General features: G+C 37.0%; 15 protein-coding genes. All 15 read right to left on the bottom strand.

The genetic code is table 11. From position 1 onward, the window contains the following. Nucleotides 1-198: 198 nt before the first annotated feature. Nucleotides 199-609, bottom strand: coding sequence for a BrxA/BrxB family bacilliredoxin (locus tag C7D53_RS17620; RefSeq protein WP_106917727.1), 411 nt, complete (start codon nt 607-609; stop codon nt 199-201). A 460-nt stretch (nt 610-1,069) separates the two neighbouring features. Then, on the bottom strand, nt 1,070-1,516 hold the full coding sequence (locus tag C7D53_RS17615; protein WP_106917726.1) for a GatB/YqeY domain-containing protein: 447 nt from the start codon (nt 1,514-1,516) through the stop codon (nt 1,070-1,072). Nucleotides 1,517-1,617: 101 nt separating this feature from the next. Further along, nucleotides 1,618-3,531 carry a cell division protein FtsZ gene (ftsZ, locus tag C7D53_RS17610; RefSeq protein ID WP_106917725.1) on the bottom strand — a complete coding sequence of 638 codons (1,914 nt, stop codon included), beginning with the start codon at nt 3,529-3,531 and terminating at the stop codon, nt 1,618-1,620. Between the two features lie 78 nt (nt 3,532-3,609). Beyond that, nucleotides 3,610-4,995, bottom strand: a complete 1,386-nt coding sequence (gene ftsA, locus C7D53_RS17605; protein WP_106917724.1) for a cell division protein FtsA — start codon at nt 4,993-4,995, stop codon at nt 3,610-3,612. 66 nt (nt 4,996-5,061) lie between these two features. Then, nucleotides 5,062-6,039, bottom strand: coding sequence for a cell division protein FtsQ/DivIB (locus C7D53_RS17600; RefSeq protein WP_106917723.1), 978 nt, complete (start codon nt 6,037-6,039; stop codon nt 5,062-5,064). A gap of 64 nt (nt 6,040-6,103) precedes the next feature. Next, on the bottom strand, nt 6,104-6,481 hold the full coding sequence (locus C7D53_RS17595; protein WP_106917722.1) for a GxxExxY protein: 378 nt from the start codon (nt 6,479-6,481) through the stop codon (nt 6,104-6,106). Nucleotides 6,482-6,657: 176 nt separating this feature from the next. Continuing rightward, nucleotides 6,658-8,016 (bottom strand): UDP-N-acetylmuramate--L-alanine ligase, encoded by a 1,359-nt coding sequence (murC, locus tag C7D53_RS17590; RefSeq protein WP_106917894.1) that lies wholly within the window; start codon nt 8,014-8,016, stop codon nt 6,658-6,660. A 74-nt stretch (nt 8,017-8,090) separates the two neighbouring features. Then, nucleotides 8,091-9,188, bottom strand: a complete 1,098-nt coding sequence (murG, locus tag C7D53_RS17585) for an undecaprenyldiphospho-muramoylpentapeptide beta-N-acetylglucosaminyltransferase (protein WP_106917721.1) — start codon at nt 9,186-9,188, stop codon at nt 8,091-8,093. Between the two features lie 32 nt (nt 9,189-9,220). Beyond that, entirely contained in the window at nt 9,221-10,459 is a 1,239-nt protein-coding gene (locus tag C7D53_RS17580; protein WP_106917720.1) for an FtsW/RodA/SpoVE family cell cycle protein, read from the bottom strand. A gap of 58 nt (nt 10,460-10,517) precedes the next feature. Then, on the bottom strand, nt 10,518-11,843 hold the full coding sequence (murD, locus tag C7D53_RS17575; protein ID WP_106917719.1) for a UDP-N-acetylmuramoyl-L-alanine--D-glutamate ligase: 1,326 nt from the start codon (nt 11,841-11,843) through the stop codon (nt 10,518-10,520). A gap of 86 nt (nt 11,844-11,929) precedes the next feature. Next, nucleotides 11,930-13,171: a phospho-N-acetylmuramoyl-pentapeptide-transferase gene (mraY, locus tag C7D53_RS17570; protein WP_106917718.1), complete on the bottom strand. Its 1,242-nt coding sequence runs from the start codon at nt 13,169-13,171 to the stop codon at nt 11,930-11,932. 46 nt (nt 13,172-13,217) lie between these two features. Beyond that, complete coding sequence (locus C7D53_RS17565; RefSeq protein ID WP_106917717.1) at nt 13,218-14,678, bottom strand: UDP-N-acetylmuramoyl-L-alanyl-D-glutamate--2,6-diaminopimelate ligase; 1,461 nt, start codon at nt 14,676-14,678, stop codon at nt 13,218-13,220. Nucleotides 14,679-14,742: 64 nt separating this feature from the next. Continuing rightward, nucleotides 14,743-16,734 carry a penicillin-binding transpeptidase domain-containing protein gene (locus tag C7D53_RS17560; RefSeq protein ID WP_106917716.1) on the bottom strand — a complete coding sequence of 664 codons (1,992 nt, stop codon included), beginning with the start codon at nt 16,732-16,734 and terminating at the stop codon, nt 14,743-14,745. Further along, the gene (locus tag C7D53_RS17555; RefSeq protein ID WP_106917715.1) at nt 16,718-17,083 is read right to left on the bottom strand and encodes an FtsL-like putative cell division protein; all 366 of its coding nucleotides are present in this window, start codon (nt 17,081-17,083) and stop codon (nt 16,718-16,720) included. Before C7D53_RS17555 ends, C7D53_RS17560 begins: the two co-directional genes overlap by 17 nt. A gap of 39 nt (nt 17,084-17,122) precedes the next feature. Next, nucleotides 17,123-18,016, bottom strand: coding sequence for a 16S rRNA (cytosine(1402)-N(4))-methyltransferase RsmH (rsmH, locus tag C7D53_RS17550; protein WP_106917714.1), 894 nt, complete (start codon nt 18,014-18,016; stop codon nt 17,123-17,125). Nucleotides 18,017-18,023 lie beyond the last annotated feature (7 nt).

The raw sequence follows: 18,023 nt of genomic DNA, 5'->3' as shown, positions 1-18,023 counted from the left end.
ATGCATTAGTTAAATAATAATTAAGGTTAATCCAAATATATGGTGATGGATGATTTTGATATTTTGCATTTTTTCTTTGTCATATGACAACTAACTTACTTTTGGTTTAGTCCTATTATGCTCTTTAATCCCAATGGGTATAATAGAAAAACCGCTACAATTTTGTAGCGGTTTTATTTTTTTGAGTGCTTATATTTCTTAGCAGTATTCGTCGTAAGCAGCCTGAAGGTTTGCAGCAATGGCACCAGCAGGGTTTCCTTCGATGTGGTGTCTTTCCAGCATGTGAACCAATTCACCATCCTTGAAAAGCGCTACACAAGGAGAGCTTGGAGGAAATGGAGCAAGGTGTTTTCTTGCTTCGGATACAGCTTCTGTATCAAATCCTGCAAATACAGTTGTTAAATGATCAGGCTTCTTGTCTCCAGTCAAAGAGTACACTACTCCTGGTCTAGCAGCTCCTGCAGCACATCCGCATACAGAGTTGATCACCAATAATGTAGTTCCAGTCTGCTTTAACGCCTCTTCTACCTGTGCAGGAGATGTTAAGTCTTGAAAACCTTTATCTGTAAGTTCAGCCTTCATAGGCATTACTAAATCTGTTGGATACATATATTTTGTTTTTTTTTATCGCTACAAAGTTAAACATTTCTTTACGTTTGTTCAATACATAAAAACTATCAATGGATTAGTCAATATAAAATTAATTGAATATTAATAATTTAACAATATTCATAAAAATGTGAATTAAAATTAGGAATAATAAAATATAATTATTAAATTTGAAATGATTCTGAAAAACAAACGACCATGAAAAAAACATTTAAGGCTTTCCCTCAAGCAATCAGCCACTTATTATCTACTCAAATCGGGTAATAAGTTATCTTTTTTTTCAATTTTATTCAAAACAGAATAGCGCACTTGAATACACACAAAAAATGAAGCCCGAGACTCAAAAGTCCCGGGCTTCTTTAATCAAATCGATATGCAAAGGTTGTATATCCTTAGTTATGGTATGAGATACGTGTTTCCGAGGTTCAGAATGATCCTGATACCCGAAACCCGAACCGCATTATGAAAGGAGTTTCTTAACCATCTCGGAAATACTTTTTCCGTCAGATTTTCCGGCTAATGCCTTGGAGGCAGCTCCCATTACCTTTCCTAAATCCTTAAGGGATTCAGCTCCGGTTTCAGAAATTATGTTTTTAATTTCTGTTTCTAGTTCTTCTGCTGAAAGTTGTTTTGGTAAAAACTTCTCAATTACTTTCATTTGAGCTTCTTCTACTTCGGCAAGATCTTGTCTTCCCTGAGCAGAAAACTGTTCAAAAGAGTCTTTACGCTGCTTGATCATTCTTTGAAGAATGGCAATTTCCTGTTCTGCAGAAACTTCAGCACCTCTGGCTTCAGTTTTTAAAAGAAGAATTTGAGACTTCACAGCACGTAGAGAATCCAAGGCTACTCTGTCCTTTTCTCTCATGGCTGTTTTTATTGCGTCACTTATTATATTTTCTAAACTCATATTATCTTTATTTGTATTAACGTAAAAAGTATTAATGTATTCAAGAACCAAGTCTGTAAAATCATTAATACATTTTACATCAATACATTAATACGTTTATTTTAGTCTACATCCTTATTAAGGAATCTATTTTCTCTGATTTGCATAGAACCGTTGTTGTCAGACATATAAGTGTTGATATTCTGGTCTGATGCATTGGTTCCGTCAATCGAAATATTTTTTCTTTTGAAAGCAGGAATAGACTCGAATTCACTTGTGCTGTCAAAGCTTTGATAACGGGAATTGAATTCTTTTAGTTTATTTCTTCTTTCTATTACTCTGTCCTGATCAATGGTTTTATTCACGAAAGTGAATTCAGATTCTTCAGTTTTTGGTGCTTCAACTTCTGCTCTGGTTTCAAAAGCAGGTTTTGTTTCTGTTCTTGGCTCTTCTTTTTGATAGAACGTCTCTATTTTTTGAGCAGGCTCTGCAACAGCACTTACCGGAGCATTAAACTCGGCTTTAGGCTGTCCAAAATCTGTCTTAGGCTCATTTCTAACAGGTTCGTTTACAAAGAAGCTAAACTCAACAGGTTTTTCCTGAGAAGAAGAATTGTTGAAAGTATTTCCTGACTGAGGCTCATCTTTTTTATTTTCAAAATCAAATGAGAAAGACTGGATTTCCAGGTCGTTTGGATCTTCATCTTCTTCATCAATAGAGAACAGACTGAAAGCATCCTGTGCATCTTCGTCTTCATTTCTCCATTCCTGCTCAGGTGTATTTACTGTATTTTCCTCTTTATCAAAGAATTTAATTTCAGTTCTGATTTCTTCTTCTTCAATAATCATTTTTTTTTCAGTAGACGTCACATTGAACTTGGTAGTATCATGGTCTTCGTCATCTAATCTGAAAAGGTTTTTTCCTCCGAAATCATGGGTGGTTTCAGGAGTTGAGGCTCTTTCCTCTCTTGTTTTAAAAGGAGAAGATTTTGGGGCTTCAAAACTGTCATTAAGGCTGATTCTGATTTTCTCTGTAGGACCAGAGAACTTCTTGTTGTCATTAGAGAACCCTGTAGCGATAACAAGAACGCTTACTGCATCTCCTAGTTCCTCATCAGCACCCACTCCAAAAATGATGTCTGCAGTATTTCCTGCTTCTTTCTGGATGTGGTCCATAATGATACCGATTTCGTCCATAGTTACCTCTTCTGCACCACTTCTGATTAGCAATAGTACATTTTTGGCACCTGTAATTTTATTGTCATTCAACAATGGAGAATCAAGGGCTTTTCTTACGGCTTCTTCTGCTTTATTTTCACCTGACGCAGTTCCCGTAGACATCAACGCTGTCCCGGAATTCTGAAGTACAGATTTAGCATCTCTAAAGTCAATGTTTACATCAAAGTAACCGGTAATAACCTCTGCCATACCTTTGGCAGCATTGGCTAAAACTTCATCCGCCTTTGAGAATCCCTGCTTAAATCCAAGGTTTCCGAATTGCTGTCTTAATTTATCGTTATTGATTACAATTAATGAATCAACATTATTTTTTAATTTTTCAAGACCGTTTTCTGCCTGCTCCAGTCTTCTTTTTCCTTCGAAGCTGAATGGAACTGTAACGATTCCCACAGTAAGAATCCCCATATCCTTTGCTACTTTAGCAATGACAGGGGCTGCTCCGGTACCGGTACCACCACCCATTCCGGCAGTGATGAACACCATTTTCGTGTTCTGTCCCATAGCGGCTTTGATATCTTCAATACTTTCGATGGCAGATTTTTCTCCCACTTCAGGGTCGGCACCAGCTCCAAGACCTTCCGTAATGGAAGTTCCCAACTGAACTTTATTGGCAACGGGGTTATTATCTAGAGTTTGAGCATCTGTATTACATACCACGAAGTCAACTCCATGAATTCCTTTCTCGTACATGTGCTTTAGGGCGTTGTTTCCACCGCCTCCTACACCGATTACTTTTATGATGGATGAATTTCCTTTTGGTAGATCAAATGAAAATCCTTGTGTACCTATATTTTCCATAACTATACTTTTAACAATTGATGAATGATGGGTGAGAGTTGATAAATCCATTATCGGTTATCATCTATCATTTATACTTTATTCTACTTCTTCAAAGAATTTTTTTACTTTTTCCATAAGCGACTGTCCAAAGGTCAGTTTCGCTCTTCTGTTTTCCTGCTTCTGATCGGGAACAGATTGCTCCTGTACAGGGGCTGCCTGCTGAATCGGCTGAACAGTTTCTGCTGCTACAGAGCTAGTCTCAGCTTTGGGCTGCTCATTTACTACCGGTTCCACTTCTTCGTCAATATTCAGCCTCTTGTCTCTGATCTTTAAACTTTCCATCAGTAATCCGATAGACGTAGCAAATTCAGGGCCTTTAAGGTACTGATTCTTATCGTTGGCAATATATTCATTTGCAAAACCGATTCTGCTATCAAAACCTGTTGTATAATTGGCTAGCTGGCGAAGGTGTTTCAGGTTGGATCCACCACCGGTTAAAACGATTCCTGCAATCAGCTTTTTCTTTTGTTCAAAAGCTCCATAGGCTTTCAATTCTGTGTTAACCATTTCCAAAACTTCTTCTACTCTCGCATTGATGATCTGAGCAAGGGTTTTTAAAGAAATTTCTTTATCTGGACGGCCGTGAAGCCCCGGAATTGTTACAAAAGTACTGTCTTTTTCTAATTCTGGCACAGCCGAACCGAATTTTACTTTCAATTGTTCTGCATGTTTTTCAATAATGGAACAACCTTCTTTGATATCTTCGGTAATAATCCCGCCTCCGTAAGGGATAACACAGGTATGACGGATGATATTATCTTTAAAGATAGCAATATCTGTGGTACCACCACCAATATCTACAATTGCTACTCCTGCTTCTTTTTCTTCTTTAGTAAGAACGGCTTCAGAAGAGGCTAATGGCTCTAAAGTAAGGGCCTCCATTTCTAATCCGGCTTCACGAACGCATCTTGCTATATTTCTGATGCTTCCCATCTGCCCAACTACAACATGGAAGTTAGCTTCTAAACGTTTACCGTGCATTCCTACAGGTTCTTGAATTTCACCTTCGGAATCTACTTTATATTCTTGTGGAAGTACATGGATAATTTCTTCTCCAGGAAGCATAACGAGCTTCTTGACCTGATCTTTTAATGCTTCAATGTCATCATCTGTAATAAATTTATCCGGATGTTCACGCATAATATAATCGGAATGCTGCAGAGAACGAATGTGCTTTCCTGCAATACCTACCGTAACTTTGCGGATAGGAACTCCAGCACTGGATTGTGCTTCGGAAACTGCGGCCTTGATTGAATTAATAGTTTGCGAAATATTATTCACAATACCTTTATGAACACCAAGACTTTTAGCTTTTCCTACACCGAGAACTTCTATCTTCCCGTGTGCATTCCTTCTTCCGACAATCGCGACTATCTTTGTTGTCCCGATGTCCAGACCTACTGAATACTCTTGATTTTCCATTTTTATATCGATTTGATTTTTTTCTACTTTTTCTATAATTAGGATTGTATCCTACTTTGTGTTAAATTATTCTATTTTCACCTTTGCTTTTGGCTTTGGCTTGGACTGTGCCGGGGCCGTTGTTTTTTTCTCTGTTTTTTTTACTTCCTTTTGTTGTGTTTTCGGTTTTGTGCTTTCTTTCGGTTTTACCGAGGTTGTACTTGTTTTTTTTACTTCTGCTGCCTTTGGCTTGTTTTCCTGTTTTTTTGAGGCTGCCATTGAGGCCGGAACTTTAGCCAATTCCTGTTTTCCTGCTTTCAGGATACTGTCGTTTTCCTTGAAATAGGGGTTTAAGGTGGTTACAATCTGGTTTTGATATTTTACAGACACCATATTGTACTTTTGTGGATCCTGATATACCAGATATTTTTCTACAAAGGTTTTAAATCCTTTTACTTTAAAATCAATATTATCTAAATCTCCAATCTCTACTCGGTAATTTCCTTCGCTTGTCAGAAGATTGTAGCTTTCCTTATATTTTGAAATTCCAATGAAGTATTTCTTGCTAAAATCGTCTTTATCAATTTTTCCAACCAATTCTGCCAGTTTCTCATATTCATCAGGCTGTACATTTCCTGTAACCAGCATGCATGGATGCGAATAGGTTTTGGAAATAGGAAACTCAATTCCTTTTTCATCCACATAGAAATCTTTTCCGTCTTTATTAAGTCTGAAAACAGGGACCCTTTGCTTGATATCCAGGTTCAGCTTTCCGTTTAGATTCAAATAAACATTGGCACTGTCTACAGCAGGAAGAGAATTGATCCTTTTTTCTAATGCCGGAATGTTAAGGTCACCCACTTTTCCTGATGGGTTTTCCTTTTTTACAATTTCTCTGATATCTTTTTCATCAACGAAGTAAACCGGAGTTTTTTCATTCATTTTTACAGAAATCTTATTGTCGGTAATCTGCTGGCGGCCGAATCTCTTCAAGGAGAAACTCAGCAACAATCCTAGGATGATTACCGTGACAACAATTTTTAATATTCTGTACTTATTTTTCATACATTTTTTGTATTCATGTATTTATGTAAAATGTATTCATGAATACGTAAATACATTATTATTTTTACAATTTATTTACAACTCGTTTTACTCCATTTTTGAATAACATTGAATGAAAGTTCAAAATCATTCCGAGTTTTATGTTTGTTATTCTTAAATAATTTAAAAGCTGAAAAAAATGATAATCATTAATCTCCTGAACTGCTTTTATTTCAATTATTAATTTGTTTTCAACTAATAAATCTACTCTGAACGCTTTAGATATCTTTAATTCTTCATATTCAATGTCAATGTTTTTTTGACTTTCTACATTCAATCCTCTATTTTTTAGTTCATAAACTAAGCACTCTTCATATACATTTTCATAAAGTCCAATTCCAAGCGTACGATGTATTTTCATTCCAGCACTGAAAACAATCTCTGAAATTTCATTTTCTATCATACATTTTGTGTTTTTTGTTTAACGCTATGATCGCAAAGCAATCTGTTTATTTTTCCGTTCGCAAGGGCGTTTCACTCAGCGAGGGCTATAACTTATATAATTTGTTTTCTCATTTGCTGAGTGAAACGCCTTTGCGAACGATTTTATATTTTTCTTTGCGAGCATTGCGTTTATATTCAAATTTTCTCAATCCATTCACAAATAGGGTCATACAGGGTATCAATGTTTCCTGCACCTACTGTAAGGAGGATATCAAAATCTTTTTCTTTTATTTTTTCAAAAGCATCGGATAAATTCGATACTTCTTTTTTATCTAATTTTACTTTTTCCAACAGCCAGCTTGAAGTAATACCTTCAAAATTCTCCTGAAGTTCTCTTGCCGGATAGATATCCATTAAAATCAATTCTTCGGCCTTGCTCAGACTTTCTGCAAATCCATCTGCAAAATCTCGGGTTCTGCTAAACAAATGGGGCTGGAAAACAACCAATAATTTTTTATCAGGATAAAAAGTTTTGATAGAACCTACTACTGCATTAATCTCTGTTGGATGATGGGCATAGTCATCAATGTAAATTTTACCGTTTTCGTAAATATGTTTAGTATATCTTCTCTTAATTCCTTTAAAATTGGCGATTGCTTTTTTCAGCGTATCAAAATCTGCGCCCAAATTGTGCAGAATAGCCAATGCTACTGTTGCATTTTCTACATTATGAATTCCCGGTATTTCCCAAACAAAATCTTTTATTGTTTCGGTGGGAGTATGGAAGTCAAAATATATCTTATCATGATCCATACGCAGATTATCTGAGTAATAGTCTGCCTTTTCATTCACAGCGTAGGTTTGATGTCCTCTGCCAATCTCAACTCCTTTTCTTACAAACAGTTTTTTATCTTCCGGAACTAGTGCTGCAAATTGTCTGAAACCTTCTTCAATGTGGCTTTTATCGCCATAAATATCCAAGTGGTCAGCATCAGTAGAAGTTACTACGGCCCAATCCGGAGAAAGGTTCAGGAAGCTTCTGTCATACTCATCTGCCTCTACTACAGAATAAGTGGAACCATTGTATAGGAAGTTGGATTTAAAGTTCTCGGAAATACCTCCCAAAAAGCATGAGAACGGCAAATTAACTTCCTTGCATAAGTGAGAAACCAGCGTAGAAGTTGTTGTCTTCCCGTGGGTTCCTGCTATGGCAATGCAATCTGTATTTTCTGTAATTAATCCTAAAACTTTTGCTCGTTTTAAGACTAGAAACTGATTTTCATTAAAATAATCTAATATTCCAAGCGTTTTGATAGCCGGCGTGTAGATCACCAATGTATCTTCCTTTTGAAGAGATGTAATTTTTTCGTCAGTAAGATCTTCGAAAACAATATCAATTCCCTCGTTCATTAGATTTTGAGTAAGCTTGGTATTGGTTTTATCATAGCCCAATACATTTTTTCCGGATGCATGGAAATAGCGTGCTAACGCGCTCATTCCGATACCTCCGATTCCAACGAAGTAAAAATTTTGATATGTTTCTAAATTGTTCATTCTTTTTCCTTGTATTGATGTATTCATGTAAAGAGTATTTATGATTTTCATTAATACATTTTACAATTCTACTTTTACATTAATTTAAATATTTCATCTACAATCTCTTTTGCGGCATTTGGCTTGGCAAAATATCTTAGATTGTCTGACATTTCTTTTCTTACACTTTCTTTTTCGCAGATTTCTGATAGTGTATTCCAGAACTTTTCCTGCATTTCAGAGTCTTTTACCATTCTGGCTGCATTTTTTTCAACCAGATTCATGGCATTTTTGGTTTGGTGATCTTCCGCTGCAAAAGGGAAAGGAACCAATAATACCGGTTTTTGTGCTACTGCCAGCTCTGAGATGGCGATGGCTCCGGCTCTTGAAACAATGATATCTGCTGCAGAATAAGCCAGTTCCATGTCCTTGATAAATTCAAGGATCTGAATATTTCTGGTTTCAGTATCTTTTGTTTCTTCTAAAATATCTTTATAATCAAGCTTTCCTGTTTGCCAGATAAGCTGATAGTTTTTGTCTAAAATGTCTTTTAAATGGGCTTTCCATGCATTATTCAGTGTTCTGGAGCCTAAAGATCCACCTACAGAAAGAATCGTAAGTTTGTCTTTATTCAATCCCATTTTTTCCTTTGCCTGAATTGTTTCCTGCATTCCTGAAATAATATTTTCACGAATCGGATTGCCCAGAAATTTAATTTTTTCTGCCGGAAAACCCTCTACTTTTGGGTAGGCTGTAAAAACGGCTCTTGCTTTTTTGCTAAGGATTTTATTGGTTACTCCTGCATGAGCGTTCTGTTCCTGAATGAAAATCGGAATTCCCAATTTACTTGCTTCATACAAAGCAGGACCACTTGCAAAACCACCGGTTCCCACGGCGAAATCCGGAGCAAAGCTCTTGATGATTTTCTTTGATTTTGATAAACTTTTCAGAATCTTGAAAGGTAATCCCAAGTTGGATAATATATTTCCTCTGTCGATTCCGGCGATATCTATTCCTTCTATCTTATAGCCAGCCTGCGGAACTTTTTCCATTTCCATTTTTCCGTTGGCACCAATGAACAAAAATTCTGCATCAGGAAATCTTTTCTTGATTTCATCAGCAATGGCAATGGCAGGGAAGATATGTCCTCCTGTTCCGCCGCCTGATAATAATATTTTTAGTTTTTTGCTCATTTAAATTAATAGGACTTTGTCCTGCTTTTTGGTTATGCGATATCGTTTATTTCTGCTATGCTTTGTTTTTTGCCCATCCCTTCTTCATCATAAATTTGAATTCTTGAGCTTATATTTAAGATAATTCCTAACTGTAAATAGGTTACCAACATGGAGGTTCCTCCGTAGCTGATTAATGGTAAAGGTTGTCCTGTTACGGGGATTAGATTAACCGCAACGGCAATATTTACCGCTAACTGTATAAAGATCATTACCCCGAGGCTCAGCACGAGCAACGATCCGAAGAATGCCGGCATTTTACTGGCAATCATTACAATCCGTATCATCATAATCAGATAGAGACTGATCAGAAATGCGGCTCCGATTACTCCATATTCTTCTACAATTACGGCGAAGATAAAATCGGAGGCAGATTGAGGAAGCATTTGTTTTAATGCACTTTTTCCAGGTCCCATTCCGGTAATTCCTCCGTGTACAATGGCTGCTTTGGCCTGCATTACCTGATAGTTCTTGGCTTTTATGCTTTCATCATCAGTATCTGCTGATTTTGCCTTGCTTGATGTAAATGTTTCAATACGGCTCATCCAGGTATGGACACGGTTTCCACCGATCATATTAGTGTTCAATGCAATCAGCAAGAATAGTACAATGGCTATAAATGATGCTGAAATAAACCCTGCGATATATTTCCAGTGAAGTTGTCCTATAACGAGAACAATAACGGAAACCATTAAGATCATTAATGCTGTAGATCCGTTATCTTTTGCAACCAGAACAAACACGAGAAGTATAGGCCCGAAGATATACATGATATTCTCTATAGGAAGTCTTTCTCTTGTGATCTTCTTGGTTAGATATCTACATAAATAGATGATTAACATCAGGAAAGCAAAAGACGATGGCTGGAAAGAGATGGGTGTTCCCGGAATTTTCAGCCATCTGGAAGCACTGGCTCCATCAATGGTTTGACCGGTAAACATGGTAACAACCAATAAAACAATCATAAGGCCAAGCAAAATACTGCTGAGCTTTCCAATATATTCATATTTTACGGTTCCTACGAGTCTCATGATTCCTAAACCTAAGACTACAAAGAACATGTGCTTGATAACGTGACCTGTGGTGGTTCCGTTATTAACAATGTACTCCAGGTTTGAACTTGCAGAATAAACAGGGAAAATAGAGAAAATGGAGATCACAAGAATGACCATCCAAAGTACTTTATCGCCCTTTAGAAATTCAACTCTGCTTTCTGTGTTCTGCTCGTCCATATTTTTTGTATTGATGTATGATGTGCAAAGTAAAATGTACTTTTTACACCCGACATTTTTATTTTAATACTTGTTCTTTAAACTGACGCCCTCTGTCTTCATAGCTTTTGAATAGGTCAAAGCTTGCACAACATGGTGATAATAAAACAGTTTCTCCGTTTTTGGCCAATGATTTGGATATTTTCACGGCTTCTTCCATGCTTGAGGTATCATAAATAAATTCCTTTTTTCCTTTGAAGAAATCTATGATCTTCTTATTATCAATTCCCAGACAAACGATTGCCTTTACTTTTCTTTTAACTAAATCCTCAATCTCGGTATAGTCATTCCCTTTATCTAATCCACCCACGATCCATACGGTTGGGGTTTTCATGCTTTCCAGGGCATAATAGGTTGCATTCACATTGGTCGCCTTACTGTCGTTGATGTATTTAACACCCTCTATTTCAGTTACAAACTCCAATCTGTGTTCTACTGCCTGAAAGGTCATTAGAGAATGTCTAATGCTTTCGTTGTTGATTTTCAATATCTTACCAGCTATTGATGCTGCTAGACTATTCGCTACATTATGGTTTCCAAGTAGGGATAATTCTTCAACTTTCATTGAAAATTCATCTTTCATTTTTACCACAATTTGATCTTCATTGACAAAACCTCCTTCTTCCAGCTTCTCTTTTGTAGAGAAAGGGATCATTTTAGCCTTTATCTCTAGTTTTTCAAGAAGATTTTTACTCATCTCATCATCTTTGTTGTAGATGAAGAAATTGTCATTCTCCTGATTTTCAGTTATTCTGAACTTTGCCAGGGCATATTCTTCATAGTTGTAGTTGTACTGATCCAGGTGATCCTGGGATAGATTCAACAATAAAGAGATATAAGGTCTAAAATTCTGAATATCATCTAATTGGAAAGAACTTACTTCCAATACATAATATTCATGGTTCTCATCTGCAACTTGTTTTGCAAAGCTGTATCCTATATTTCCTCCTAAGCCTACGTTTAATCCATCATTTTTCAGGATATAGTAGATTAGGGAAGTGGTGGTTGTTTTTCCGTTGCTTCCTGTGATGGCAATAATCTTTGCATCTGTAAATTCAGAGGCAAATTCAATTTCTGAGGAAAGTCTTATTCCTTTTTCATGAATTTTATAGATAATTTCAGCCTTTTTCGGAATTCCCGGGCTTTTTACAATCCAATCTGCATTTAAGATTCTTTCCTCGTTGTGGTTTCCTTCTTCAAATTCAATTTCATTTTCAGCAAGAAACTGTTTATAGTTATCCTTAATGGCTCCTTTATCTGAAAGAAATACTTCCAGACCTTTCTTTTTAGCCAAATAAGCAGCTCCACATCCGCTTTCTCCTCCTCCTAAAACAACTATTTTCATATTTAATCTTTTTTGTAAAATGTAAAATGTAAAACGTACAATGCATTTGGTGTCCCTACATCAGTACTTTCTACTTTTTACAAAAATTATCTCATTTTCAGTGTGATCAGACAAACAATGGCCAATATTACTCCGATGATAATCATTCTGTTAACGATTTTACTTTCGTGAAATCCGTCTTTCTGATAATGATGGTGTAATGGTGACATTTTGAATAGTCTATTATTTTGGGCATATTCCAACCCGTATTTCCTTTTTCTGTATTTGAAAACAATAACCTGCAGCATTACAGATAGGTTTTCTATTAAGAAGATTCCGCATAGCACAGGAATCAACAATTCTTTTCTTAAGATAATGGCTAAAACAGCAATTACTCCTCCCAGCATTAAGCTTCCTGTATCTCCCATGAAAACCTGTGCAGGATAGGTATTGTACCAGAAGAATCCGATTACGGCACCTACCATGGCCACGGCAAAAATGGTGGTTTCTCCCATATTGGGAAGGAACATGATATTCAGGTAGTCTGCAAAGATGATGTTCCCGGAAAGATACGCGAACAGGGCAAGAGTGAGCAGTATAATTGCACTGGTTCCTGCGGCGAGGCCGTCTATTCCGTCGGTAATATTGGCTCCATTCGAAACAGCTGTTACAATGAAGATTACGATGGGTATAAAGACAATCCATGCCCATTCGTGGGCATCTTTTTCATTCATCCAAAACAGGATTCCGCTGTAATCAAACTCGTTGTTTTTTGCAAAAGGAACGGTGGAAACTGTAATTTTTTCTGTAGGCATAAAGTTTTGCTCTACATTATTTCTGTTCACCACTTTTGCATCTGCATATTTTCTCTTCACGGTAATGTCCGGGTGGAAATACATTGTAATTCCTACAATTAGCCCTAAACCAACCTGTCCTACTATTTTAAACTTGCCGCTAAGCCCGTCTTTATTTTTTTTGATTTTCTTTAAATAATCATCTAAAAATCCAATGGCACCCATCCAAAACATGGAAACGAGTAGTAATACAATATAAACATTGGTGATTCTTGTAAACAGCAATACCGGAATAATGGTTGCCAAAATGATGATAAGACCTCCCATAGTAGGAGTTCCTTCTTTTTGCTTCTGTCCGTCTAACCCAAGATCACGTACTAATTCACCCATTTGCTTTGTTCTAAGGTAATTGATCACTCTTTTACCATACACAAGTGCAATAATTAAAGAAAACAGTACAGCCATTCCGGCACGGAAAGAAATGTATTTCAACATTCCTAATCCCGGAACGTGAATTCCATGGTCAGTTAGATATTCGTATAGATAGTATAGCATGTTTCTTTTTTAATTTTAATCTTTAAATGAGTTCAATCTTTTCAATCTATTTAGACATTAATCTCCAAAGCTCATTGATTGTTTCTTTGTCATCAAAATGATGTTTTACACCATTTATCTCCTGATAGGTTTCGTGGCCTTTTCCGGCTACTAAAACAATATCTTTAGGTTCTGCAAACTTTATGGCCATTTTTATGGCTTCTTTTCTATCCGGAATTGAAGTGTACTTGCTGAAGTTTTGAGGTTCAACTCCTGCTTCAATTTCCTTAATAATTTGTGCAGGATCTTCTGTTCTCGGATTATCTGAAGTGATGATTGCCAATGTTGATTTTTTGGTGGCAATATTTCCCATTTCAGGTCTTTTGGAGTGATCTCTGTCTCCTCCACATCCGAAAACGGTGATTAATCTTTCATTTTTTGTTCTGATATCATTGATGCTGTCCAGAATATTTTCCAATGCGTCTGGAGTATGGGCATAATCTACGATAAAGAAAATTCCTCCGTCTGACTTGAATGTCTCAAATCTTCCGGAAACTCTTTTCAGCTTGCTGATAGCCTGAAGAATCTCTTCTTGTTCAAATCCAAGTTCGATAGCTATTCCAAAGACCAATAATAAGTTGTAAACATTAAATTTTCCCGTCAATGTCGTCCAAAACTCTTTTCCGTTGAAATTCACCAACATTCCGTTAAAGTCAACTTCCAATAGTTTTCCATGATAGTCTGCCATGGTTTTCAAAGCATAAGACTTCTTTTTAGCCTTTGTGTTTTGAAGCATAACATTTCCGTTCTTATCATCTACATTGGTGATGGCAATAGCGGTATCTTCCAGTCCATCGAAGAATCTTTTCTTTGTTTTTAAATATTCTTCAAAGGTTTTATGATAGTCTAAATGATCGTGGGTAAGATTTGTAAAGCCCGCTACTTTGAAGTGAAGTCCTTCAATTCTGTTTTGAGCAATCCCATGAGAGCTTACTTCCATGAAAGCAAATTCACAGCCTTTTTCAACAGCCTCAGCCAAGATTTTATTAATGGTGATCACATCCGGAGTGGTATGTGTTGCCGGAATAATTTCTTCCCCGATTCTGATCTCAACAGTTGAAAGCAATGCAGAAGTATAGCCAAGATTGGTAAAAACATCAAAAAGCAGAGTAGAAACAGAGGTTTTTCCGTTGGTTCCTGTAACTCCTATCAGCTTAAGTTTTTGAGATGGATTTCCGTAGAAATTAGAGGCAAGATGACCTGAAGTCTTAGCTGAATCTTTTACCTTCACATAGGTTACGTTTTCTGCTAATGTCTCAGGAAATTCTTCACATACAATGGTTGTTGCTCCTTTTTCAATAGAAGATGCAATGAATGTATGTCCATCCACAACCGTTCCTCTCATAGCGATGTAAAGAGAGTTCTCTGAAACCTTTCTGCTGTCGAATACCAATTCGGAAACCTCACGGTTACTATCACCGTGAATTTCTATTACTGGAATTCTGTTTACTAATTCTGTTACTGTCATTGTTATCAATAGGATTTCGTCCTATTTTTGTTAAATCGTCCTTTTGGGACGGGTTCTTCTAATTTTAATTCTGCAGAGATAAATATATTCTCTGGTTCTTACTGATGGTAGTACCCTCCAATGGGAACTGTTCTTTTATTCTTCCAACTCCTTTGTAATCAACTCGGTAACCTAGGTTTTCTAATTGTGGAATAACATTTTTACCAATTAATCCTACCACACTAGGCATCTGTTTATTATTAACTGCCACCTTCACATTAGGTTCAACCATTTTGCTAAGGTTTACCTTTTTGTCTACAAGCATTTCTTTTTCAATATTCTGAGGCGTTTTTAGGAATGTTTTCCCTGCAATTTCCTTAAATACCGGTGCTGCTACAGGTCCTCCATAAAATCCGATTGAAGTATTAGGCTCGCTTACCATTACATAGCATGTATATTTTGGAGCGTCTGCGGGATAGAATCCAGCAAATGATGCACGGTACTTCATAGGGCCGGGAAGCCAGTATTCAAATCTGGCGGTTCCTGTTTTTCCTGCCATTTTCAGATTCGGGGTGAAGATGCTTCGTCCCGTTCCTTTTTCTACAGCTTTAGTTAGGGCGCTTGTCATCATTTTAATAGCCTTTTCTGAGGCCATTTTATTCACCATTACTTCAGGCTTTGCATTGTACATTACCTTTCCGTCTTTCATGATTTTATCGATGAATAATGGCTTAAGCATTTTACCTCCATTGGCAACTCCATTGTAGAAAGTTGTTAGTTGCAGTAGGTTAACGTTTGAAGAGTAACCATATGAGATGGAGGCTAGAGTAGCGGCATTCCATCTTTTGTTTTCTGGAGTTACAATCTTTGGCTTTGTGATCCCCGGAAGTTCGATTTCCATTTTGTCGAATAATTTCCAACGTTTTAAATGGTCAAGGAAGATCTGTGGTTTTTCTGCATAATATTTTGTGATCAGCTTGGAGGTTCCTACGTTACTGGATTTAGCCAGTACATCACTGATGTCATAGGTTCCGCCACCGTGGCCGTCAGAAATTCTTTGCTTGGCATATGTCCAAACTCCATTTCCTACGTTTACGGTTGTATTTTCATCAATGAAACCATCATCCATTGCTGCCAAAAGAGAAATGGTCTTGAATGTGGATCCCGGTTCAATATTGTCTTTTAACGCATAGTTGTAAGAATCTTCATATTCGCCATCGTCTGTTCTTCTTAGATTAACCAACGCACGTACTTTTCCGGTTTCAACTTCCATCACGATTACAGTGCCGTGTTTTGCTTCGTAATGGATAAGCTGCTTCTCCAGTGCAGAGTGTGCAATGTCCTGAATTCTAAGGTCTAAAGTGGTATATACATCTTCTCCGTCTACGGGTTCCTGAACTTTCCAGAAGTCAATAGGCTTCCATTGTGAAGAATTGATTCTCTGTTCTAATCTTTTTCCGTCTGTACCGGTTAAATATTTTGAAAAAGCTCCTTCCAAGCCGGATCTGAGTTCTCCGTTATCGATACCAATAGTTCCTGCTCCGATTTCCGAGGTGGCAAGTTCTCTTTTGTAGTTTCTGTCAACAATGAAGCCCCCTTTGTTTTTACCTTTTTTGAAGATTGGAAAGTTTCGGATTCTGTCGTATTGATCAAAATCAAGTCCTTTTACCAGGGTATAGTATTGGTTTTTCTTTTTCTTCTGTTCGTCGAACTTTTGTCTGAACTCTCCTCTGGATTTTCCGAACATTTTGCTCAAGGAATCCGTTAAAGCTCCGATATTGTTGCTGTAGATCGTATCTTTCATCGTTTTGAAGTCAAGATAGATGTCGTAGCGCATTACGGTTGTTGCCAAAATGGAGCCGTCGGAAGCGAATAAATTACCACGGGCAGCCTTTAAGGTGGCTTCACGATAGTTTTTATTAATGTAATCATCCTTAATCTCCTGAACATTGGTGTTCTGCAGAATTACAATCCTTGCCAGGAACATTACAAACACGCACAAAGCTACCACTGCAAAGAGGTAGCCCCATCGTAAAGTTTTTTTACGCTTATTGTCGTATTCATTTTGCTTTTGCATCTGTACTGTCCAGTTTTATTAGCAATTTATGAGGATGGTTTTCCAGGGTCATTAATGAGTCCCGGGCAACCTCTTTCCCCAGCTCTGATTCCATTTTTACCTTGATCAGCTTACTTTGAGCGTAAGCGTTTCTCGATTTATATTCTTCTGTTTCTTCCTTTAAGGCATTTACAATTCTAATTTTCTTGTTGACGAGGTGATTACTGTAAATCATGGCCATCATCAAGATAAACAACAATAGAAAATACTTGTAATGTATTTTGATCTCATCACGATTCAGAAAGTTTCCTTTTATAATATCTATAAAAGTGAGTCTCTTCTGTGGGCGATTTGTTGTTCTTTTTGCCAATTTTATTTTAATTTGCTTTGCAGTAAATTTACTGTTGCCTTATAATTTTATTCCGGTTCTCATTTTTGCACTTCTTGCTCTTGAGTTTTCTTCAATTTCCTTATCATCCGGAATTATTGCTTTACTCTTTATCAATTCGAATGCCTTTTTATAATTTCCGTAGATATCTCTTTCGGGCTCTCCTTCAAACATTCCGTTTTTCAGGAATCTTTTTACCAATCTATCCTCTAGGGAATGATAAGAGATTACCACTAATCTTCCTTCGGGTTTTAAGACATTGTAAGCCTGAACAAGCATTTCTTTTAATACTTCAAGTTCTTGGTTCACCTCTATTCTTACTGCCTGAAAAAGCTGAGCATAGAATTTATTAACCTTATGAGGAGGAATATAGCTGAAAAGCTTTTTTAAGTCCTCTGTGGTTTCAATTGTTTTTGTTTTTCTATGATGAGCAATTTCTCTTGCCAGTTTTCTTGCTTCTCTTAATTCTCCGTAGTGATAAAAAATATCTGCAAGTTCTTCCTCTCCATATTCATTAATCACTCTTTTGGCATCAAGGTTCTGCATCACATTCATTCTCATATCCAAAGGAGCATTGCTTCTTGTAGAGAAACCTCGGTCTGCCTCATCAAACTGATGAGATGAAACTCCAAGATCAGCCAGAACACCATCCACCTGAGGTTCTCCATACATTAGCAGAGAGTTTTCCAGAAATCTGAAATTCTGATTTACCAATGTAAACCTAGGGTCATCAATTGTATTTTTAAGCGCATCGAGATCCTGGTCAAAGCTGAACAGTTTTCCTTTGTCGGAAAGTCTGCTCAAAATCTCCCTTGAGTGTCCGCCACCACCAAAGGTGCAGTCCACATATATTCCGTCAGGATTCGTCACCAAATCATCAACACTCTGCTTCAACAAAACGGGGTTATGATACATGCTTAAT

This window comes from Chryseobacterium aurantiacum (assembly GCF_003020585.1).
GTDB classification, from domain to species: domain Bacteria; phylum Bacteroidota; class Bacteroidia; order Flavobacteriales; family Weeksellaceae; genus Chryseobacterium; species Chryseobacterium aurantiacum.
The sequence above is the reverse complement of the archived record's forward strand: the minus strand, read 5'-3'. Positions and strand labels throughout refer to the sequence as shown.

Bases quoted from the DNA above. Each gene is read 5' to 3' on its own strand.
- C7D53_RS17620 (WP_106917727.1), bottom strand. From the start codon at position 609: ATGTATCCAACAGATTTAGTAATGCCTATGAAGGCTGAACTTACAGAT.
- C7D53_RS17615 (WP_106917726.1), bottom strand. From the start codon at position 1,516: ATGAGTTTAGAAAATATAATAAGTGACGCAATAAAAACAGCCATGAGA.
- ftsZ (WP_106917725.1), bottom strand. From the start codon at position 3,531: ATGGAAAATATAGGTACACAAGGATTTTCATTTGATCTACCAAAAGGA.
- ftsA (WP_106917724.1), bottom strand. From the start codon at position 4,995: ATGGAAAATCAAGAGTATTCAGTAGGTCTGGACATCGGGACAACAAAG.
- C7D53_RS17600 (WP_106917723.1), bottom strand. From the start codon at position 6,039: ATGAAAAATAAGTACAGAATATTAAAAATTGTTGTCACGGTAATCATC.
- C7D53_RS17595 (WP_106917722.1), bottom strand. From the start codon at position 6,481: ATGATAGAAAATGAAATTTCAGAGATTGTTTTCAGTGCTGGAATGAAA.
- murC (WP_106917894.1), bottom strand. From the start codon at position 8,016: ATGAACAATTTAGAAACATATCAAAATTTTTACTTCGTTGGAATCGGA.
- murG (WP_106917721.1), bottom strand. From the start codon at position 9,188: ATGAGCAAAAAACTAAAAATATTATTATCAGGCGGCGGAACAGGAGGA.
- C7D53_RS17580 (WP_106917720.1), bottom strand. From the start codon at position 10,459: ATGGACGAGCAGAACACAGAAAGCAGAGTTGAATTTCTAAAGGGCGAT.
- murD (WP_106917719.1), bottom strand. From the start codon at position 11,843: ATGAAAATAGTTGTTTTAGGAGGAGGAGAAAGCGGATGTGGAGCTGCT.
- mraY (WP_106917718.1), bottom strand. From the start codon at position 13,171: ATGCTATACTATCTATACGAATATCTAACTGACCATGGAATTCACGTT.
- C7D53_RS17565 (WP_106917717.1), bottom strand. From the start codon at position 14,678: ATGACAGTAACAGAATTAGTAAACAGAATTCCAGTAATAGAAATTCAC.
- C7D53_RS17560 (WP_106917716.1), bottom strand. From the start codon at position 16,734: ATGCAAAAGCAAAATGAATACGACAATAAGCGTAAAAAAACTTTACGA.
- rsmH (WP_106917714.1), bottom strand. From the start codon at position 18,016: ATGTATCATAACCCCGTTTTGTTGAAGCAGAGTGTTGATGATTTGGTG.